The following is a 19,545-nucleotide window of genomic DNA, read 5'->3' as shown; positions in this document are numbered from 1 at the left end:
TTTTACACCCCCTGACGCATGTTTGCAGCCTGAATCGTAGACTGTCTCTCGTTGAATCGCGACATGAAAGATTTTGGGAGCAAGTGATGCGCAAAGTTACCGCTGCCGTCATGGCCTCAACGCTGGCGTTCAGTGCGTTTAGCCAGGCCGCTGTAGCTATCATCGGCGATAACGCGTCCTCACAAGAGGGCATCGCGCAGCACAGCAGCCAAAGCCATATGTTTGACGGCATAAGTTTAACCGAACATCAGCGTCAACAGATGCGAGATCTGATGCAGAGGGCACGACACGATCAGCCCCCTGTTAATGTTAGCGAAATGGAGACAATGCATCGCCTTGTCACCGCAGAAAATTTTGACGAAAACGCTGTACGTGCTCAGGCAGAAAAAATGGCACAGGAGCAGGTTGCCCGCCAGGTAGAGATGGCGAAGGTTCGCAACCAGATGTTCCACCTGTTGTCGCCCGAGCAGCAAGCGGTTTTGAACCAGAAACATCAGCAACGTATGGACCAATTGCGTAAGGTTGCACGGATGCAGCGAAGCTCAGAAACGACGTTTTTCAGTAGCAATAGCAGTACCCGTAGTAACCAGTAAACCCTGTTTTCCTTGCCATAGACACCATCCCTGTCTTCCCCCACATGATGTGGGGGTTTTTTTTGCCCTTCATTCTGATGTGTTAACCGTTTATTCATCCTTTGACTCCGTAACCTTCCGTTATACTAGCGGCATGGCATGACAGGAGTATTTATGAATCAATCCTATGGAAGACTGGTCAGCCGGGCCGCCATTGCCGCGACGGTCGTGGCCTCAAGCTTACTGGTCATCAAAATATTCGCGTGGTGGTACACGGGCTCGGTCAGTATTCTGGCGGCGCTGGTGGACTCGTTGATGGATATTGCCGCCTCGCTGACCAACCTGCTGGTGGTGCGTTACTCGCTGCAACCGGCGGATGAAGAGCACACCTTCGGGCACGGCAAAGCCGAATCGCTGGCGGCGCTGGCGCAAAGTATGTTTATTTCCGGCTCTGCGCTGTTTCTGTTTTTAACCGGCATTCAGCATCTTGTTTCGCCATCACCCATGAACGATCCCGGCGTGGGCGTGGTGGTGACGGTGGCTGCACTTATATGCACCCTTGTTCTTGTAACGTTCCAGCGCTGGGTGGTTCGAAAAACGCAAAGTCAGGCTGTACGGGCGGATATGCTTCATTATCAGTCTGATGTTATGATGAATGGCGCTATTCTTATTGCGCTCGGTCTGGCCTGGTATGGCTGGCATCGGGCCGATGCGTTATTTGCGTTAGGGATTGGCATCTATATTTTATACAGCGCTTTGCGGATGGGGTATGACGCGGTGCAATCGCTTCTTGACCGTGCGCTCCCCGACGCAGAACGCGATGAAATTTATACTATCGTGACCTCCTGGCCGGGTGTCAGTGGTGCTCACGATCTTCGTACGCGGCAGTCAGGGCCGACCCGCTTTATTCAGATTCACATAGAAATGGAAGACAACCTGCCATTGGTTCAGGCTCACGTTATTGCTGAGCAGGTGGAGCAGGCGATTTTGCAGCGTTTTCCTGGGTCAGACGTCATTATTCACCAGGATCCCTGCTCGGTTGTACCCGGTTATGTTGGGCTTTCGTAATTCGTTGTAAAAAAGTGAGCCAGGCCAGCATTTTGTGTATAAATTACCGCCATTTGGTCTGACCTGAATCAATTCAGCTGGAAGTGGTTGATATACTATTTGCAGTATTCGTTGGTCGACAAGTTTCTTCCGGCAACAGATTTCAATTTTGCATTCCTAAGTTCAGAGGTAGTCATGATTAAGAAAATCGGTGTGTTGACAAGCGGCGGTGATGCGCCGGGCATGAACGCGGCAATTCGTGGGGTTGTTCGTGCAGCGCTGACGGAAGGTCTGGAAGTTTTTGGTATCTATGATGGTTATCTGGGTCTGTATGAAGACCGTATGGTTCAGCTCGACCGTTACAGCGTATCTGACATGATCAACCGCGGTGGTACTTTCCTCGGTTCTGCGCGCTTCCCGGAATTCCGCGACGAACACGTGCGTGAAGTGGCTATCGAGAACATGAAAAAACGCGGCCTCGACGCACTGGTTGTTATCGGTGGTGATGGTTCGTACATGGGTGCAAAACGTCTGACTGAAATGGGCTTCCCGTGCATCGGTCTGCCTGGCACCATCGACAACGACATCAAAGGTACTGACTACACCATCGGTTACTTCACCGCCCTGGGTACCGTTGTGGAAGCGATTGACCGTCTGCGTGACACCTCTTCTTCTCACCAGCGTATCTCCATCGTTGAAGTGATGGGCCGTTACTGTGGTGACCTGACCCTGGCTGCGGCTATCGCGGGCGGTTGTGAGTTCGTCGTGGTTCCGGAAGTGGAATTCAGCCGTGAAGATCTGGTTGCAGAAATCAAAGCCGGTATCGCCAAAGGTAAGAAACACGCCATCGTTGCGATCACAGAGCATATCTGTGATGTTGATGAGCTGGCGAAGTACATCGAAGCAGAAACCAAACGCGAAACCCGCGCGACCGTTCTGGGTCACATCCAGCGTGGTGGTTCCCCGGGTCCATACGACCGTATCCTGGCTTCCCGCATGGGTGCGTACGCCATTGAACTGCTGCTGCAGGGTCACGGCGGTCGTTGCGTCGGTATTCAGAACGAAAAACTGGTTCACCATGACATCATCGACGCCATCGAAAACATGAAGCGTCCGTTCAAAGGTGACTGGCTGGACTGCGCGAAAAAACTGTACTGATCGGTGTTTGTATTGTGCCGGGTGGCGGCAAGGTAAATGCAAAACGGTAACCCCAGGGTTACCGTTTTTTATGGTTGCGCCCTCTCCCGTGGGAGAGGGTTGGGGTGAGGGCATCAGGCCACTCATCCACTTTTTTATTCCTCGAAGTTATAGCCAATCTTTTTTTATTCTTTAATCATCAATTCCGTTTCTGGCACGCTGCATTCATCAAAACACTACATATGAGAGCTGGGCGATGAATAAATGGGGCGTGGGTTTAACATTATTGCTGGCATCGACCAGCGTTCTGGCTAAGGACATTCAGTTACTGAACGTGTCATACGACCCGACGCGTGAGCTGTACGAGCAGTACAACAAAGCCTTTGCGGCACACTGGAAACAGGAAACGGGCGACAACGTGGTGGTTCGCCAGTCTCATGGCGGCTCTGGTAAGCAGGCGACCTCCGTCATCAACGGCATTGAAGCGGATGTGGTGACTCTGGCGCTGGCCTACGATGTGGACGCAATTGCCGAACGTGGCCGCATCGACAAAAACTGGATCAAACGCCTGCCGGATAACTCCGCGCCATATACCTCGACCATCGTTTTCCTGGTGCGTAAAGGCAACCCGAAACAGATCCATGACTGGAACGACCTGGTTAAACCTGGCGTATCGGTCATCACGCCGAACCCGAAAAGCTCCGGCGGCGCACGCTGGAATTACCTGGCAGCCTGGGGCTATGCCCTGCATCACAACAATGGCGATCAGGCCAAGGCTCAGGAGTTCGTCAAAGCGCTGTATAAAAACGTTGAAGTGCTCGACTCCGGCGCGCGTGGCGCCACCAACACCTTCGTAGAGCGCGGCATTGGCGATGTGCTGATTGCCTGGGAAAACGAAGCCCTGCTGGCAACCAACGAACTGGGTAAAGACAAATTCGAGATCGTGACCCCGAGCGAATCTATCCTCGCCGAGCCGACCGTTTCTGTGGTGGATAAAGTGGTCGATAAGAAAGGGACCAAAGCGGTGGCGGAAGCCTACCTGAAGTATCTCTATTCGCCGGAAGGCCAGGAAATTGCGGCGAAGAACTTCTATCGCCCACGCGATCCGGCGGTTGCGAAGAAATACGACAGCGTATTCCCGAAACTGAAGCTTTTCACCATTGATGATGAGTTTGGCGGCTGGACAAAAGCCCAGAAAGACCACTTCTCTAACGGCGGTACATTCGATCAGATCAGCAAACGCTAGGCTTTTGTAACGAACGACACGGTGACCCGCTGTGAGAAATCCGCCGGGTTTTTTATTTGGTCATCATTTTGCGTTACTCTTTGGCCTCTACTGAAAACAGGGAACGCATTGTGAAAAAAATTATCTTATTGATTCTGATTGTTATCGCCCTTGCCGCGGGTGGCGTGTACTGGATGAAAGCAGGTAATCCGAATGCGTTGCGTCACATCGTGCTGGACCAGTGTGTGCCGAATCAGATCCAGCACCGCAATCCGGCGCCGTGTGCACAGGTCAAACCTGACGCGGGCTATGTGGTGTTCAAGGATCGCAACGGTCCGCTGCAGTACTTATTGATGCCCACCTACCGCATCAACGGCACCGAAAGCCCACTTCTGACAAAGCCTCAAACACCGAACTTCTTCTGGCTGGCATGGCAGGCCCGTAGCTTTATGAGCATGAAGCACGGATCCGAGGTGCCAGACAGCGCAATTTCATTGACCATCAACTCACCCACGGGCCGCACGCAGAATCATTTCCATATCCACATCTCCTGCCTGCGCCCGGACGTGCGCGAGAAGCTCAATGCCGCGCAGGGGCAAATCAGCACCCAATGGCTGCCCCTTCCCGGTGGACTGGAAGGACATGAATATCTCGCCCGCCGGGTGACGGAGAACGAGCTGGTGCAGCGGAGTCCGTTTATGATGCTGGCGGAAGAGCTGCCGGAAGCGCGTGACCATATGGGGCGCTTCGCGCTGGCGATGGCCCAGCAGTCGGATGGCTCGTTTGTGTTGCTGGCAACCGAACGTAATTTGCTGATGCTTAACCGCGCGTCGGCTGAGGAATTGCAGGATCATCAATGCGATATCCTGAAGTGACCCCACCATAAATAGCGTTTACTCGTCCTGCCTGTCGCCGTAGACTTGCTGAAAAAAACGACAGGAGACAGGCATGTCGCTCTGGTTAACCCACCCTCTGTTTGTGCCCTCAGCGATCGTCGGCGTCACCATTGTGTTATGGGCGACGTCGCTATTGCCGGAATTCATTACCGCGCTGCTGTTTTTCACGGCAGCGATGACCGCCAGAATTGCCCCGCCGGAGGTCATTTTTGGCGGCTTTGCCTCGTCTGCCTTCTGGCTGGTGTTCAGCGGCTTTGTGCTTGGCGTGGCAATCCGGAAAACCGGTCTGGCTGACAGGGCTGCACGGGCGCTCTCCGCCCGGCTCACCGACTCCTGGATGCTAATGGTGGCCAGCGTGGTTCTGCTGAGTTATGCCCTGGCGTTTGTGATGCCGTCGAACATGGGGCGTATCGCGCTGCTGATGCCCATCGTGGCCGCGATGGCAAAACGTGCCGGTATTGCCGACGGATCGCGCGCCTGGTTTGGCCTGGCGCTGGCCGTTGGTTTCGGCACCTTCCAGCTTTCGGCCACCATCCTTCCTGCCAACGTTCCCAATCTGGTGATGAGCGGTGCGGCAGAGGGATCATACGGTATTCATCTGAACTACATGCCTTATCTGCTGCTGCACACGCCCGTGCTCGGTATTCTCAAAGGGTTGATTCTGATTGGTTTAATCTGCTGGTTATTCCCCGGTAGCCCGAAGCCGCCCAGGGATCTGGCACCCGCTGAACCGATGGGGCGAGATGAAAAACGCCTTGCCTGGCTGCTGGCGGTGGTATTGGGAATGTGGGTGACGGAGAGCTGGCACGGTGTGGGGCCGGCATGGACCGGACTCGCGGCATCGGTCATTGTGATGCTGCCACGCGTAGGTTTTATCACCGGAGAAGAGTTCTCGGCGGGGGTGAATATGCGCACCTGTATTTATGTGGCAGGCATCCTCGGTTTGGCCATTGTGGTGACGCAAACCGGTATCGGCCCGGCGGTGGGGGAGGCGTTGCTGAAGATAATGCCGCTGGACGCCGACAGACCGTTCACCAGTTTCCTGGCGCTGACCGGGATCACCACGGCACTGAACTTTATTATGACGGCTAACGGTGTTCCGGCGCTCTACACCACGCTGGCGCAGAATTTTTCAGAGGCGACGGGCTTTCCGCTATTGTCTGTCATCATGATTCAGGTGCTGGGCTATTCCACGCCGCTGCTGCCGTATCAGGCGTCGCCGATAGTGGTGGCGATGGGCTTAGGAAAGGTGTCTGCAAGGGCGGGGATGGTGCTCTGTCTGGCGCTGGCAATTGCCACGTATCTGGTGCTGCTGCCGCTGGATTATCTGTGGTTTAGCGTTTTAGGTCGTTTGTAGCGATTTTGTAGGGCGGGTAAGCGCAAGCGCCACCCGCCACAACAGCATTACGCCTGTTTAGCCGCTTCTGCCGCTTTAACGATCACCGCGAAAGCGTCAGCTTTCAGGGATGCACCGCCAACCAGCGCGCCATCGATGTCTGGCTGGGTGAACAGTTCTGCCGCGTTAGAGGCATTTACGGAACCGCCGTACTGGATGATGACCTGCTCTGCCACTTTCGCGTCGGCTTTCGCAATGTGGTCACGGATGAATTTGTGAACCGCCTGAGCCTGCGCTGGGGTTGCAGATTTGCCGGTACCGATCGCCCAGACTGGCTCGTAGGCGATAACCGCGCCTTCGAATGCTGCCGCGCCCTGCGTTTTCAGCACAGCGTCGATCTGACGTGCGCACACTTCTTCCGTTTTGCCTGCTTCGTTTTCTGCTTCGGTTTCACCGATGCACAGAACCGGGATCAGACCCTGCTCTTTCAGCACCGCAAATTTCTTCGCGATGAACTCGTCGGATTCTTTGTGGTAGGTGCGACGCTCAGAGTGGCCGATGATGATGTATTTGGCGCCGATATCTTTCAGCATTTCAGCGGAGGTTTCACCGGTGAATGCGCCAGACAGGTTAACGTCAACGTTCTGTGCGCCCAGAATGATGTGGCTGCCGTCAGCGGCACGTTTAGCCAGATCCAGGTACATATCCGGCGGAGCGATAGCAACCGCGCAGCCAGTCACGCCAGCCAGCTCTTTACGCAGGTTCGCAACCAGTTCGTTTACCATGTGGCGGCTGCCGTTCAGTTTCCAGTTACCCATCACTAAAGGATGTCGCATTTCAATTCTCCACGCTAAATAAGCGAATTAAGGAATATGGCCACCCTGACGGGCAGCATGGTCTGTGAATCAGTATAGAGATTTTCCCTCGAAAGGCTTTGCTTTTTGTCATTAATTCGCCCCTCCGAGTGTGTCAGATAGTGCCAGCTTAATCGGTTCAACAGCGAAGGTCAGGCCTTTTTCGCCGTTATCGGCCACTACATAGCGCACCGCGCCTTCGGTTTCGGTGTAATAGCGCTTGTTTTTACCCGCAACCAGCAGTTTTTGCAGCTTTTGTTGGCTCTGTTTTTTTGTCAGTGCGGGCGTAAACGCCTGCAGCACCGCGCTCATGTACTCCAGCGCCTTCGCCTTCGCGGCTTTCTGCTCTGGCCCCTGAATCGGCAGCCAGGTGATCTGCATACTTTTGATTTTTAGCGTACCGCGCTCCAGCGCAGTGGAAGCGTACAAGTTTTCGTTAATCTTGCTGGCGGCACGGGTCAGGTTTGGAGTATCGCGTGCGCCATCAATGGCGCGAAATTCATCCAGCGGCAGCGTTGGATTGGTTTTGTTAAACGTTTCACGAAACTGACTGATGGACTGATCGAACGATGGCGCACCCGCCAGAAGGTAGGGCGCGGTTGTCGGAGCAGGGGGTTCGGCGGCGTGCAGGGGGAGACCGGCGCTCAGCATCGCGAAACACAGGAAAAGAAGGTGTGCCGAATTTTTCATCAACATTGTCCCTGGCCGTAAGTGCTCATGATTAAATCGATATCTGGTCGGCTTGTCAAAAGGTCACAACTCCAGGGTAAAATGCGCACGATATGATAATAAGGAACCTTACATGACCATACAGCAGTGGTTGTTTTCATTCAAAGGGCGTATTGGACGCCGTGATTTCTGGATCTGGATGGCGACGTGGATTATCGCCATGCTGCTTCTGTTTTTTATGGCCTATAACGCATGGCTGAGCACGCAAACCGCGGCGTTTGCGCTGGTTTGTTTACTGTGGCCAACCGCGGCCGTGGTGGTGAAACGCCTGCACGATCGCGGTCGTTCCGGTGCATGGGCTTTTCTGATTATTCTGGCGTGGATGCTGGTCGCCGGGAACTGGTCAATACTTCCGTCCATCCTCCCCTGGGTGGTGGGCAGACTGCTACCGACCATTATCTTTGTGATGATGGTTATCGATCTGGGTGCGTTCATCGGCACCCAGAGCGAAAACAAATACGGTAAAGACACTCTTGAGGTGAAATACCGCTGATCACCAGTAGTGTTCGGCGGTCATATGACCCGGTCGGCGGCGAAGGTGTTTCGTCATCTGCCGGGTATCTTTCAGAAGCTGCTGAGTGTCCCGTACCATCTGCGGGTTACCACACAGCATCACGTGGCTGGTTTCGGCACGCATCGGCAAGCCAACGGCCTCTTCCAGGGCTCCACTCTCAATTAATGCCGGCACGCGGCCGGTCAGCGAACCTGCTGCCGTTTCGCGGCTTACCACGGTCTGGATTTTCAGCTTTCCGGCATACTGCCGCTCCAGCTCCTGCATTTGCGGCAGATAGCTTAAGTCTGCGGCGTAACGCGCGGCATGCACCAGCACGATGTTTTTAAACCGCTCCAGGTCTTTGCCGTACTGCAGAATGGAGAGATAGGGGCCGATGGCCGTACCGGTTGCCAGCATCCACAGGGTTTCGCAGTCCGGAATTTCGTCCAGCACGAAGAAACCTGCTGCGTCACTCACAATCTGGACATCATCACCGGGTTTAAGCGCCGCCAGGCGCGGGCTGAGTTTGCCGTCCGGGACGGTAACCAGATAGAACTCGAGATCCGGATTATCGGGCGCGTTGACGTACGAGTAAGCGCGTTGCACGCGTTCGCCGTCGATATCCAGCCCCAGTTTGGCAAACTGTCCGGCCGTAAACGGATGGATGGGGGCGTGCACGGTGAGACTAAATAGCGCATCGGTCCAGAATTGTATCTTAGTGACTTTACCTGTTACCCAGTCCGCCATGATCTTCTCCTGTGCTGTTTCTCGGATCTATCTTCCGTATTTGTGATGAAGATATCCAGCCCATTCGGGCCGGAAAGCTCTATCGATCAAACGGTTTTACAGAATGTGCGTCTGTACGTCCGGGTCTTTACGATCGAGATAGTGAATTGACTGAATGCGACGAATAGTGCGCGATTTACCGCGGATCAGCAGCGTTTCCGTGGTCGCCATGTTGCCTTTGCGGGTGATGCCATCCAGCAGATCGCCTTTGGTGATGCCGGTCGCGGAGAAAACAACGTTGTCGCTGCGGGCCATTTCGTGAAGTGCGAGGACTTTATTGGCTTCGATACCCATTGCCTCACAGCGCGCCAGCTCATCTTCGCCAATGCGGCGATTCTCTTCGTTGTCGCCTTTGACCTCATGACGGGGCAACAGGCGGGCCTGCATGTCGCCATCCAGCGCGCGGATCACCGCAGCAGAGACCACGCCTTCCGGCGCGCCGCCAATACCGTACAGGACATCCACTTCACTGTCTGGCATGCAGGTCAGAATGGAGGCCGCCACGTCGCCATCCGGGATGGCAAACACGCGTACACCCAGCTTTTGCATCTGCGCGATGGTAGCGTCGTGACGTGGTTTCGCCAGAATGGTGACGGTGAGTTCGCTCAGCGGCTTGTTCAGCGCGCTGGCGACGTTACGCAGGTTCTCTTCCAGCGGCAGGCTGAGGTCGATGGCGCCTTTCGCGCCTGGACCGACAATCAGCTTTTCCATGTACATATCCGGTGCGTTGAGGAAGCAGCCTTTATCACCCACGGCCAGAACGGCCAGCGCGTTGGCCTGACCCATCGCCGTCATGCGTGTGCCTTCGATCGGGTCGACGGCGATATCCACGGCATCGCCTTTGCCGGTACCCACTTTTTCACCGATGTAGAGCATTGGCGCTTCGTCGATCTCGCCTTCGCCGATCACAATAGTGCCGTCAATATTGACCTGATTGAGGACAATGCGCATGGCATGGACAGCCGCACCGTCGGCGGTATTTTTGTCGCCACGGCCAAGCCATTTATAGCCTGCCAGGGCAGCGGCTTCGGTAACGCGGGAAAACTCGATAGCAAGTTCACGTTTCATGAGGTACTCGTGCAATCAAAAGGAATTGCACGAAGTTTATCACAGAGTGGGGCGAGGCGAGGGGACCGGTGCAGCCGGAGCCCCTCACCCTGACCCTCTCCCCGGGGGAGAGGGAATGTATGATTACTCTTCGTGCTCTTCCCACGCCAGGGCGCGTTTCACCGCTTTCTTCCAGCCGCTGTAGCGGTAGTTACGCTCGGTGGTTTCGATGCCAGGGCGGAATTCACGTTCGATAACCGCTTTTTCCTGCAGCTCGTCCAGATTCTGCCAGAAGCCGACCGCCAGACCCGCAAGGTACGCCGCACCCAGCGCGGTCACTTCGCGCACTTCCGGGCGTTCCACGCGGGTGCCCAGAATGTCGGACTGGAACTGCATCAGGAAGTTGTTCGCGACCGCACCGCCGTCCACGCGCAGAGCGTGCAGACGGATGCCGGAGTCAGCCTGCATCGCTTCCAGTACGTCGCGCGTCTGGTAGGCGATAGATTCCAGGGTAGCGCGAATAATGTGGTTAGCATTCACACCACGCGTCAGGCCGAAAATCGCGCCGCGTGCATACGGATCCCAGTACGGTGCGCCCAGACCGGTAAACGCAGGTACCACGTACACGCCGTTGGTATCCTTCACTTTGGTGGCGAAGTACTCGGAGTCGAACGCATCGCTGATAAGCTTCATCTCGTCGCGCAGCCACTGGATGGATGCACCCGCCATGAACACCGCACCTTCCAGCGCATAGTTCACTTCACCGCGTGGGCCGCAGGCGATGGTGGTCAGCAGACCGTTTTCTGATTTCACCGCTTTCTCGCCGGTGTTCATCAGCATAAAGCAGCCGGTACCGTAGGTGTTTTTCGCCATCCCTTCTTTAACGCACAGCTGGCCGAACAGCGCCGCCTGCTGGTCACCGGCGATACCGGCGATAGGAATACGCGTGCCGCCTTTACCACCGATGTTGGTCTGACCGTACACTTCAGAAGATTTACGTACTTCTGGCAGCATAGCGCGTGGAATATCCAGCGCGTCCAGCATCTTGTTATCCCACTCCAGCGTGTTGATGTTGAACAGCATGGTACGCGAGGCGTTGGTGTAGTCCGTGACGTGAACGCGACCCTGGGTCATCTTCCAGATAAGCCAGGTATCGACGGTACCGAACAGCAGTTCGCCGCGTTTTGCACGCTCACGTGAACCTTCCACGTGGTCAAGGATCCACTTCACTTTGGTACCCGAGAAATACGGGTCGACCACCAGGCCCGTGGCGCTGCGGACGTACTCTTCCATACCGTCGCGCTTCAGCTGTTCGCAAATCTCTGACGTACGACGACACTGCCAGACGATGGCGTTATAAATTGGCTTGCCGGTTTCACGTTCCCAGACGATTGTCGTTTCACGCTGGTTGGTAATACCAATCGCGGCTATTTCGTCAGAACTGATATCGGCTTTCGCCAGCACTTCGACCAGCGTGGAGCTTTGCGATGCCCAGATCTCCATCGGGTCGTGCTCTACCCAGCCTGGACGAGGATAGATTTGCTCAAATTCACGCTGTGACACGCTGACAATGTTCGCGTCATGATCCATTACGACAGCGCGGGAGCTGGTGGTGCCCTGGTCGAGCGCAACGATATATTTTTTTTCGGTCATGGTGTAAGTCCCGTAGTCAGATTACAGCGAAGCTTTTTGTTGTGCGGTAGAAGTCGTCTCTTTCTCCTCGTCCACACAGGTGTCGCACGGTAAGTGGCGACCAATTAATTTGCGATAGCTAAACGCACCCAGCGCAGCCCCGACAACCGGCGCAAACAGCGGAACCAGGAAGTAAGGAATGTCTTTGCCACCGGTGAAGGCCACGTCGCCCCAGCCTGCGATAAAGGCGAACGCTTTTGGTCCGATATCACGCGCCGGGTTCATCGCGAAGCCGGTCAGCGGGCCCATGGATGCGCCGATCACCGCAATCAGCAGGCCAATCAGCAGAGGTGCCAGCGGGCCGCGCGGAATGCCGTTTCCGTCGTCGGTCAGCGCCAGGATAACGCCCATCAGAATAGCGGTAATCACCATTTCAACTGCGAACGCCTGCACAAAATTGATATGCGGGTTTGGATATGTAGAGAAGATACCTGCCAGATCCAGACTTTCGACGCTGCCGCGCACCATATGATGCGTCTGTTCGAAGTCGATGAAAAGATTGTAATAAAGCCCGTAAACTAACGCCGCTGCGCAAAACGCGCCGGCAAATTGAGAAATAATGAAAGGAACAACTTTGCGTCCGTCGAAGCACGCGAACAGCCACAGTGCGATGGTCACCGCCGGGTTAAGATGTGCGCCAGAAACCCCTGCAGTCAGGTAGATGGCCATCGCCACACCCAGACCCCAGATAATACTGATTTCCCACTGACCAAAACTGGCACCCGCCACTTTCAGTGCAGCAACACAGCCCACTCCGAAGAATATCAACAACCCGGTACCAAGGAACTCGGCAATGCACTGGCCTTTTAAGGTTGATGTCTGACTCATAATCGGAATCCTGAAGAGATTGATGTTTATTGTTAGCATGGCCGCCCGTGACAGCCATGATGTCCTGTAGACATAGTGTTAATTTATCGTTAACGAGCAAAAACGAGAAATATCGAAATCAAAATGTGTGGTCTGCGTCAATAAAATGAGCGTTTACGCGCCATAAAGCGCATTTTTGCATCAACGCGAGACTGTGAGCTGAATCATTTCATTAACTAATGAGTTAACAACTTAGGGGTAATTGCCGCGAACGCACCAGGACGAGGCCGAAAAGTGTTGCAAACCGCGATCTGCGCGGTGTGTCGCTGGACAGGGGCGACGGGGCTTCATACAATCGGCATAGATGTTGTGCGCGTTTACGTTAAAGCGTCGCCTTGCAATTCAGGAGAGGTAGGATCATGTCTTTAGAAGTGTTTGAGAAACTGGAATCGAAAGTACAGCAGGCGATTGACACCATCACGCTGCTGCAGATGGAAATTGAAGAGCTGAAAGAAAAGAACAACAGCCTGGCGCAAGAAGTGCAGACAGCTCAGCACGGCCGTGAAGAACTGGAGCGCGAAAACAACCAGCTGCGTGAACAGCAGAACGGCTGGCAGGAACGTCTGCAGGCGCTGCTGGGGCGTATGGAAGAGGTTTAATTCCCCTGGGATTGAACTGAGTAGGCCGGGTAAGGCGAAGCCGCCACCCGGCTTTTTTATGGTTATCGCGAATGGGTAATAACCATAAAAAAGGCCGCCCAAGGCGGCCTTAACGCTACTTGTCCTGCGCTGTCGTAGCAAAAGCAAAGAACACATTGGGTTCATCACTCTTCACAACGAGTACGCTGGCGACAATGAACGCGATACATAAATAGCGTTTCATTATGCGGTCCCTGCAGCTAACCGCTCCACCGTTCACCACCGGTGATAAGTCGGTGGACACAAGCCCTGGTATTAGCCTGTTTTACGGTTGTGAATACACCTTTCCCTGGACCGATGCCCATTTGCGAGATGGCGGAAAGGGACGCTGCATCATAATAAGCAGCAACCGTGGTGTTAAGGTATTCATAAACAATTAGGATTTTATAAAGCTTCTGAGGGGTTGCCCAAGGTTTGGACGCGAGTATGATGAAGATCCTTGGTGTTAGCCTGCAAGCCTTCCCAACGGACCGCGAATCCCGAGGGACAAAAAAACCGCCACATTGCTGTTGGCGGTTTTTTTATGGCGCTCGCTTACTGTTTACTACTCAATATCCAGCGGATCTTCGGAGAGGATAATGCCGGTGTTATCGGCATAGAGATGGTCGCCGGAGAAGAAGGTCACGCCGCCGAAATTGACGCGGATATCGCTTTCGCCAATGCCTTCACCTGCGGCGCCAACCGGAATGGCGGCAATCGCCTGAATGCCGATATCGAGGTCTTCGAGATCGTCCACCTGGCGTACTGAACCGTAGACCACAATGCCTTCCCATTCGTTTTGCACGGCAATTCCGGCCAGTTCTGCGTCAATCAATGCACGACGTACGGAGCCGCCGCCATCAACCAGCAGCACGCGACCACGACCGTTCTGTTCGAGCAGATCGTACAGCAACCCGTTATCCTCGAAACATTTCACCGTGATGATTTGTCCGCCAAACGAAGACCGTCCACCAAAGTTGGAGAACAGCGGTTCAACGACGTTGACATCTTCCTGGTAGATGTCACAAAGCTCGGAGGTATCGTATTTCATAGGTTTAACGCTCTGTTGCTGCGAATGTGTTCAGTATATCGTGCGAAATGCGTTGTTGGCAAAATCATCAATTGTTAATTGATATTTGTCAGTTAACTCAGCGTCTGGCTCAGCACAATCCCTATCACGAACAACAGGTTAGTGAGCAATGCGCCTTTTACCGTGCGCTCAAGCATCGGTGGCATGGCTGCCGGGCTAAGCTCACGCATCACAAAGCGGGCCTGTTTAATCAGCAGCGGCGCGGCGAGCACAAACAGCCAGCCCCAGAGACTATGCAGCGAGATCAGGTTGAACAGTGCGAAGCAGAGCAGGGCGCCCATCAGCAGGCAGGCATGATAGCGACGCGCGTTAACCGGCCCCAGACGCACGGCCAGCGTGTTTTTGCCGTTCTCACGGTCGCTGTCGATATCGCGCAGGTTGTTGATATTAAGTACCGCCGTTGCCAGCAGACCGCAGGCGGTGGCGGGCAGGAACAGGGCAGGGATAAGCGTATGCGCCTGTAAGTACCAGCTGCCCATCACGCTCAGCCAGCCAAAAAATACCAGCACGGAGATATCACCCAGGCCGATATAACCGTAAGGGCGCGTGCCGACGGTATAGGTAATGGCGGCGATAATAGCGAGCAGGCCCAGCACCAGAAAACCAATGAAATCACTGGTGGTTTTCGAGGCGACCGTCACCAGCGCCAGGCCGGATAAACAAATCAGTACCACGGTGATAATCAACGCGCGCTTCATCTGTGCCTGCGTAATCACCCCTTTCTGCATCCCGCGCAGAGGGCCGATACGGTCAGGCTTATCACTACCTTTAACCGCATCGCCGTAGTCGTTGGCGAGATTAGAGAGGATCTGCAACAAACCGGCGGTGACCAGCGCCAGCACGGCAACCAGCGGATTGAAATACCCCTGCCACCACGCAAGGACGGTACCGACGATAATCGCGGCAAAGGCCAGAGGAAGGGTTTTAGGGCGCAGACTTTCGAGCCACGCCTGAGTACGGCTGATATCAGTCATAGTTATTAAGCCAAAAAAATGGGGGCATTAGCCCCCATTAAATGTGATGAGAATGCAGTAACCGCGATTATAGGATAAAACGGCTCAGATCTTCATCTGCCACTAACGCATCCAGGTGTTTACCCACATATTCTGCGTCAATAGTAATGGTTTGACCGTTCAGGTCGCTCGCATCATAAGAGATATCTTCCATCAGGCGTTCCAGCACCGTGTGCAGACGACGCGCACCGATGTTCTCGGTGGTTTCGTTGACCTGCCAGGCCGCCTGGGCGATGCGTTTGATACCGTCTTCGGTGAACTCAATGTTCACGCCTTCGGTCGCCATCAGCGCTTTGTACTGTACGGTCACAGACGCGTTTGGCTCGGTCAGGATACGTTCGAAATCTTCAGTGGTCAGCGCCTGCAGCTCAACACGGATAGGCAGACGACCCTGCAGTTCCGGGATCAGGTCAGACGGGCTGGCAATCTGGAACGCACCGGACGCGATAAACAGGATGTGGTCCGTTTTAACCATGCCGTGCTTGGTGGAGACGGTGCAACCTTCTACCAGCGGCAGCAGGTCGCGCTGCACGCCTTCACGGGAGACGTCCGGGCCGGACGCGTTACCGCGCTTACAGATCTTATCGATTTCGTCGATAAACACGATACCGTGCTGCTCAACCGCGTCGATCGCATCCTGCTTCAGCTCTTCCGGGTTCACCAGCTTTGCTGCTTCTTCTTCAATCAGCAGCTTCATCGCATCTTTGATTTTCAGCTTACGCGCTTTCTGTTTCTGACCGCCCAGGTTCTGGAACATGGACTGCAGCTGGCTGGTCATCTCCTCCATGCCAGGAGGTGCCATGATTTCCACACCCATTGGCGCGGCGGCGAGATCGATCTCAATCTCTTTGTCATCCAGCTGGCCTTCGCGCAGCTTTTTGCGGAATGCCTGACGTGCCGCAGACGGTTCAGCCTGCTGTTCAGCCTGGCCCCAGTTGTTTTTCGCCGGCGGGATCAGCACGTCAAGAATGCGCTCTTCAGCCATCTCTTCCGCGCGATAGCGGTTTTTCTCGATCGCCTGAACGCGAACCATCTTGATTGCCGAGTCGGTCAGATCGCGGATGATAGAGTCAACTTCTTTACCTACATAGCCCACTTCGGTGAATTTAGTGGCTTCAACTTTGATGAACGGCGCGTTAGCCAGTTTCGCCAGACGGCGCGCGATTTCGGTTTTACCGACACCGGTTGGGCCGATCATCAGAATGTTTTTTGGCGTCACTTCATGGCGCAGCTCTTCGTCGAGCTGCATGCGGCGCCAGCGGTTACGCAGAGCAATAGCCACGGAACGCTTGGCGTTATCCTGGCCGATAATATGTTTGTCCAGTTCGCTGACAATTTCGCGTGGGGTCATTTCAGACATGGGAGATCCTTACGCTTTAGAGGTCAATTCTTCGATGGTGTGGTTGTGGTTGGTATAGATGCAGATATCACCCGCAATATCCAACGCCTTCACAGCGATATCACGCGCATTCATGTCGGTATTCTCCAACAGTGCGCGAGCCGCAGCCTGGGCATAAGGGCCGCCAGAGCCGATGGCAATCAGGTCGTTTTCTGGCTGAATGACGTCACCGTTACCGGTGATGATCAGCGATGCGGTTTCATCGGCCACGGCCAGCAGCGCTTCGAGTTTGCGCAGCATGCGGTCGGTTCGCCAGTCTTTCGCCAGCTCAACGGCGGCTTTCACCAGATGACCCTGGTGCATTTCCAGTTTACGTTCAAACAGTTCAAACAGCGTGAAAGCATCAGCCGTGCCGCCTGCAAAACCGGCGATCACTTTGTCGTTGTATAAACGACGGACTTTTTTCACGTTGCCTTTCATTACGGTATTACCCAGCGTGGCCTGGCCATCACCGGCGATTACCACGTGGCCGTTACGGCGTACACTTACTATTGTTGTCACGAGCAGACCCCCTGGTTACAGAATCGGGAAACAGAAGCCCTGAGCCTGTGCTCAGGGCTGAATAGAAAGATAGATGGGGGGGAATTTGGGGGTTTCAACCCCCGGAAGCAAGTCGGATGCAGTTTGTGTGACCAGCGACTTTCAAACGAGAAATGGTGCCATCGGCATTTTCTTTGCCTTTGACCGGGCCAATCACCACGCGATTCCAGCCGTTATTGGTGGTAATGCGCGAGTCAAATCCTTCAAATGCCAGCTGAGCACGGACCGTTTCGGCCTGCTCGGCACCTTTGAACGAGCCGCACTGCACCATCCAGCGGCGTTCGTCTTTCTTCTCAGCCGTCTGCTTCGGTGCCTCGGTCTCTTTGGTGACCGGCGCGGCCTGCTGTGTTTTCGGCTGCTGCGCGGTGGTATGCGCAGGCGTTTGCAGCAGATCCTGATACGGTTGAGCCGTTTGCTTCTGCGTCTGGGCCTTTGGCTGCTGAGCAGGCTGAGACTGCGCCGTTCGCGTCTGCGGCTGCTGGTTCGGCTGTTCCGTCACGCGCGGCTGCGCTTTAGGCTGCTGTACCGGCTGGTTTTGCGTCCACTGCTGCTGCTGTTGTTGCTGCTGAATCTGTGCCTGACGCTGGCGCTGCAGTTGCAGCGTTTGCTGACGCTGCGCCGGCGTTTGTTCATTCCACGGCACTTCATTCAGCTGCGTAGGCTGCTGGCGCATATCGGCCTGCATCTGTGCCAGCAACTGACGCTGTTCGTCCGTTAGCTGATCGGCATTTTTCACCTCGCCACCGGCGGATGGCTCGGTCGGCGCACGCACGCCAGGCTGACGGCTTTCCAGCTCTTTAATATAGCGCCAGCGCTCTTCAGGCTTCGGTGGCAGACCATTTCCAACCACTTTGTTGCCCTGAAGGGCCTCAGCCTCTTCTTTTTTATGGTGCGTGATAAAGTACAGGCCGCCGATGAAGGCCACCAGTACCGCCGCAGCAATAGCGACCATTGCTGGCGAGACAGCAGGCAGGTTACGTTGCTTTTTCTTTGCGCTACTCTTTTTGCGTCGCGAAGGTGCCGGCTGGCCGCGACGTACATAATCTCGTTGTGCCACTATCGTTTCGCTGTATTTATTCGTTCGTCAGTCCGCCATGTTACTTAAGCGGCGGGGCTTTGACCAGATAAGGGTGTCCTAAAGACATTTACTTTAAGTCAATGCCTGGGTAGAACCACGAATAATCAGTTCGCAGTCCAGCAACCTCGATCCGCTGCTAACTGTTTGACCCTGCAACTGATCGAGCAAAAGAAGCATCGCTTCACGGCCAATGTCGTAGCGTGGCTGCGAAACGGTTGAGAGCGGGGGATCGCAAAATTCTGAAAGCGAAATATTATCGAAACCGATAATCGACAAATCTTTCGGTATGCGCAGGCCGCGGCGTTTCGCATACGATAATGCCCCCAGCGCCATCACGTCGCTGTGGCAGAACACTGCGGTAGGCGGCTCAGGCAATGCCAGTAGTTTTTCCAGCGCCTGACCACCGGCTTCGAAGGAAAAATTACCGCGCGCAATGTAGTGCGGATCAACCGTCACGCCGGTTCGGCGAAGCGCCTGAACATAGCCCTGCAGGCGATAGTGACACAGCGGCATCTCTTCTGGCCCGGCAATGCAGCCAATCCGTTTATGCCCCAGCTCCTGCAGGTAGTTAACGGCGTTGAACGCGGCGGTCAGGTTATCAATATGCACCGTTGGCAGTTCCAGCTCCGGCGCAAACTCGTTGGCCATCACCATCGGCGGTAAATTGCGCTGCTCTTCAATGCTGGCATCAAACGGCAGGCGCGAACCAAGCAGCAGCATGCCGTCGATCTGCTTGGTGATAATGAGGTCGATAAAGGTTTTTTCCTGCTGATTCTGGTGCGCGCAGTCGCCAATGAGCACCAGATACCCTTGCTCCGCAGCGGTCACTTCGATGCCGCGAATAATTTCGCTGAAGAAGGGATCGCAGATGTCCGGTACAATCACCAGGATGGTCCGCGACTCATTACGTTTAACGTTACGCCCCATCGCCTGTGGGAAATACCCCACTTCCAGCGCGGCCTGTTCTACCCGGTTGCGGGTCGCCTGAGAGACTTTATCCGGGTTCATTAATGCGCGGGACACGGTTGCCGTAGAGACTTGTGCTTTCTGGGCAACGTCTTTCATGGTCGCCGTGGCAACCTCTTTCCTGGACTTCAACGTCTTCTCCTCGCCTGAACACCGAACTT

At 54.8% G+C, this 19,545-nt stretch carries 20 protein-coding genes; 8 read left to right on the top strand and 12 right to left on the bottom strand.

The features are described 5' to 3' along the window. The first annotated feature begins 86 nt into the window (after window positions 1-86). The 6 genes from cpxP to AC2FAK_RS19540 all read left to right on the top strand — a co-directional run bounded on the left by cpxP (window position 87) and on the right by AC2FAK_RS19540 (window position 6,234). Window positions 87-593, top strand: a complete 507-nt coding sequence (gene cpxP, locus AC2FAK_RS19565; protein WP_095455567.1) for a cell-envelope stress modulator CpxP — start codon at window positions 87-89, stop codon at window positions 591-593. A 153-nt stretch (window positions 594-746) separates the two neighbouring features. After that, window positions 747-1,640 (top strand): CDF family cation-efflux transporter FieF, encoded by an 894-nt coding sequence (gene fieF / locus AC2FAK_RS19560; RefSeq protein ID WP_013099328.1) that lies wholly within the window; start codon window positions 747-749, stop codon window positions 1,638-1,640. 174 nt (window positions 1,641-1,814) lie between these two features. Then, the gene (gene pfkA, locus AC2FAK_RS19555; RefSeq protein WP_013099327.1) at window positions 1,815-2,777 is read left to right on the top strand and encodes a 6-phosphofructokinase; all 963 of its coding nucleotides are present in this window, start codon (window positions 1,815-1,817) and stop codon (window positions 2,775-2,777) included. A 235-nt stretch (window positions 2,778-3,012) separates the two neighbouring features. Continuing rightward, the gene (locus AC2FAK_RS19550) at window positions 3,013-4,002 is read left to right on the top strand and encodes a sulfate ABC transporter substrate-binding protein (RefSeq protein ID WP_013099326.1); all 990 of its coding nucleotides are present in this window, start codon (window positions 3,013-3,015) and stop codon (window positions 4,000-4,002) included. Window positions 4,003-4,112: 110 nt separating this feature from the next. Then, window positions 4,113-4,856 (top strand): CDP-diacylglycerol diphosphatase, encoded by a 744-nt coding sequence (locus AC2FAK_RS19545; RefSeq protein ID WP_020686902.1) that lies wholly within the window; start codon window positions 4,113-4,115, stop codon window positions 4,854-4,856. Window positions 4,857-4,929: 73 nt separating this feature from the next. Beyond that, window positions 4,930-6,234 carry an SLC13 family permease gene (locus AC2FAK_RS19540; RefSeq protein ID WP_095455566.1) on the top strand — a complete coding sequence of 435 codons (1,305 nt, stop codon included), beginning with the start codon at window positions 4,930-4,932 and terminating at the stop codon, window positions 6,232-6,234. A gap of 47 nt (window positions 6,235-6,281) precedes the next feature. On the opposite strand, the gene tpiA is transcribed toward AC2FAK_RS19540, so the two are convergent. Together tpiA and AC2FAK_RS19530 are read right to left on the bottom strand one after the other, a co-directional pair. Continuing rightward, window positions 6,282-7,049 (bottom strand): triose-phosphate isomerase, encoded by a 768-nt coding sequence (gene tpiA, locus AC2FAK_RS19535; RefSeq protein WP_003862019.1) that lies wholly within the window; start codon window positions 7,047-7,049, stop codon window positions 6,282-6,284. A 111-nt stretch (window positions 7,050-7,160) separates the two neighbouring features. Further along, window positions 7,161-7,757: a DUF1454 family protein gene (locus AC2FAK_RS19530; protein ID WP_020686903.1), complete on the bottom strand. Its 597-nt coding sequence runs from the start codon at window positions 7,755-7,757 to the stop codon at window positions 7,161-7,163. Window positions 7,758-7,869: 112 nt separating this feature from the next. Here AC2FAK_RS19530 and AC2FAK_RS19525 point away from each other — a divergent pair, with 112 nt between their 5' ends. Continuing rightward, window positions 7,870-8,289 (top strand): DUF805 domain-containing protein, encoded by a 420-nt coding sequence (locus tag AC2FAK_RS19525; RefSeq protein ID WP_095455565.1) that lies wholly within the window; start codon window positions 7,870-7,872, stop codon window positions 8,287-8,289. On the opposite strand, the gene fpr is transcribed toward AC2FAK_RS19525, so the two are convergent. The 4 genes from fpr to AC2FAK_RS19505 all read right to left on the bottom strand — a co-directional run bounded on the left by fpr (window position 8,290) and on the right by AC2FAK_RS19505 (window position 12,642). Next, window positions 8,290-9,036 carry a ferredoxin--NADP(+) reductase gene (fpr, locus tag AC2FAK_RS19520; RefSeq protein WP_095455564.1) on the bottom strand — a complete coding sequence of 249 codons (747 nt, stop codon included), beginning with the start codon at window positions 9,034-9,036 and terminating at the stop codon, window positions 8,290-8,292. It abuts the gene before it with no gap. 96 nt (window positions 9,037-9,132) lie between these two features. After that, window positions 9,133-10,143: a class II fructose-bisphosphatase gene (glpX, locus tag AC2FAK_RS19515; RefSeq protein WP_013099319.1), complete on the bottom strand. Its 1,011-nt coding sequence runs from the start codon at window positions 10,141-10,143 to the stop codon at window positions 9,133-9,135. 123 nt (window positions 10,144-10,266) lie between these two features. Continuing rightward, window positions 10,267-11,775, bottom strand: a complete 1,509-nt coding sequence (gene glpK / locus AC2FAK_RS19510; RefSeq protein WP_320736882.1) for a glycerol kinase GlpK — start codon at window positions 11,773-11,775, stop codon at window positions 10,267-10,269. A gap of 21 nt (window positions 11,776-11,796) precedes the next feature. Beyond that, window positions 11,797-12,642, bottom strand: a complete 846-nt coding sequence (locus AC2FAK_RS19505; RefSeq protein ID WP_013099317.1) for an MIP/aquaporin family protein — start codon at window positions 12,640-12,642, stop codon at window positions 11,797-11,799. Window positions 12,643-13,040: 398 nt separating this feature from the next. Between AC2FAK_RS19505 and zapB the strand changes: the two genes are divergently transcribed. Next, on the top strand, window positions 13,041-13,280 hold the full coding sequence (gene zapB / locus AC2FAK_RS19500) for a septal ring assembly protein ZapB (RefSeq protein ID WP_013099316.1): 240 nt from the start codon (window positions 13,041-13,043) through the stop codon (window positions 13,278-13,280). A gap of 583 nt (window positions 13,281-13,863) precedes the next feature. Here the strand turns inward: zapB and rraA are convergent. The 6 genes from rraA to cytR form a co-directional block, all read right to left on the bottom strand. After that, the gene (rraA, locus tag AC2FAK_RS19495; protein WP_013099315.1) at window positions 13,864-14,349 is read right to left on the bottom strand and encodes a ribonuclease E activity regulator RraA; all 486 of its coding nucleotides are present in this window, start codon (window positions 14,347-14,349) and stop codon (window positions 13,864-13,866) included. Window positions 14,350-14,441: 92 nt separating this feature from the next. Further along, window positions 14,442-15,362 (bottom strand): 1,4-dihydroxy-2-naphthoate polyprenyltransferase, encoded by a 921-nt coding sequence (gene menA, locus AC2FAK_RS19490; protein WP_045901632.1) that lies wholly within the window; start codon window positions 15,360-15,362, stop codon window positions 14,442-14,444. A 67-nt stretch (window positions 15,363-15,429) separates the two neighbouring features. Further along, window positions 15,430-16,761, bottom strand: a complete 1,332-nt coding sequence (gene hslU / locus AC2FAK_RS19485; protein WP_013099313.1) for an ATP-dependent protease ATPase subunit HslU — start codon at window positions 16,759-16,761, stop codon at window positions 15,430-15,432. Between the two features lie 9 nt (window positions 16,762-16,770). Further along, window positions 16,771-17,301, bottom strand: a complete 531-nt coding sequence (gene hslV / locus AC2FAK_RS19480; RefSeq protein ID WP_008501802.1) for an ATP-dependent protease subunit HslV — start codon at window positions 17,299-17,301, stop codon at window positions 16,771-16,773. Window positions 17,302-17,395: 94 nt separating this feature from the next. Beyond that, window positions 17,396-18,397 (bottom strand): cell division protein FtsN, encoded by a 1,002-nt coding sequence (ftsN, locus tag AC2FAK_RS19475; protein ID WP_095455563.1) that lies wholly within the window; start codon window positions 18,395-18,397, stop codon window positions 17,396-17,398. A gap of 93 nt (window positions 18,398-18,490) precedes the next feature. Further along, window positions 18,491-19,516, bottom strand: coding sequence for a DNA-binding transcriptional regulator CytR (gene cytR / locus AC2FAK_RS19470; RefSeq protein ID WP_013099311.1), 1,026 nt, complete (start codon window positions 19,514-19,516; stop codon window positions 18,491-18,493). Window positions 19,517-19,545 lie beyond the last annotated feature (29 nt).

Source organism: Enterobacter cloacae complex sp. 394F7 (genome assembly GCF_057320385.1).
Note: the sequence above shows the minus strand (reverse complement) of the source record. Positions and strands in the feature narration are given on the sequence as shown.

Excerpts from the sequence above, each read along its gene's own strand:
- cpxP (WP_095455567.1), top strand. The coding sequence starts at position 87 with ATGCGCAAAGTTACCGCTGCCGTCATGGCCTCAACGCTGGCGTTCAGT.
- fieF (WP_013099328.1), top strand. The coding sequence starts at position 747 with ATGAATCAATCCTATGGAAGACTGGTCAGCCGGGCCGCCATTGCCGCG.
- pfkA (WP_013099327.1), top strand. The coding sequence starts at position 1,815 with ATGATTAAGAAAATCGGTGTGTTGACAAGCGGCGGTGATGCGCCGGGC.
- AC2FAK_RS19550 (WP_013099326.1), top strand. The coding sequence starts at position 3,013 with ATGAATAAATGGGGCGTGGGTTTAACATTATTGCTGGCATCGACCAGC.
- AC2FAK_RS19540 (WP_095455566.1), top strand. The coding sequence starts at position 4,930 with ATGTCGCTCTGGTTAACCCACCCTCTGTTTGTGCCCTCAGCGATCGTC.
- tpiA (WP_003862019.1), bottom strand. The coding sequence starts at position 7,049 with ATGCGACATCCTTTAGTGATGGGTAACTGGAAACTGAACGGCAGCCGC.
- AC2FAK_RS19530 (WP_020686903.1), bottom strand. The coding sequence starts at position 7,757 with ATGAAAAATTCGGCACACCTTCTTTTCCTGTGTTTCGCGATGCTGAGC.
- AC2FAK_RS19525 (WP_095455565.1), top strand. The coding sequence starts at position 7,870 with ATGACCATACAGCAGTGGTTGTTTTCATTCAAAGGGCGTATTGGACGC.
- fpr (WP_095455564.1), bottom strand. The coding sequence starts at position 9,036 with ATGGCGGACTGGGTAACAGGTAAAGTCACTAAGATACAATTCTGGACC.
- glpX (WP_013099319.1), bottom strand. The coding sequence starts at position 10,143 with ATGAAACGTGAACTTGCTATCGAGTTTTCCCGCGTTACCGAAGCCGCT.
- glpK (WP_320736882.1), bottom strand. The coding sequence starts at position 11,775 with ATGACCGAAAAAAAATATATCGTTGCGCTCGACCAGGGCACCACCAGC.
- AC2FAK_RS19505 (WP_013099317.1), bottom strand. The coding sequence starts at position 12,642 with ATGAGTCAGACATCAACCTTAAAAGGCCAGTGCATTGCCGAGTTCCTT.
- zapB (WP_013099316.1), top strand. The coding sequence starts at position 13,041 with ATGTCTTTAGAAGTGTTTGAGAAACTGGAATCGAAAGTACAGCAGGCG.
- rraA (WP_013099315.1), bottom strand. The coding sequence starts at position 14,349 with ATGAAATACGATACCTCCGAGCTTTGTGACATCTACCAGGAAGATGTC.
- menA (WP_045901632.1), bottom strand. The coding sequence starts at position 15,362 with ATGACTGATATCAGCCGTACTCAGGCGTGGCTCGAAAGTCTGCGCCCT.
- hslU (WP_013099313.1), bottom strand. The coding sequence starts at position 16,761 with ATGTCTGAAATGACCCCACGCGAAATTGTCAGCGAACTGGACAAACAT.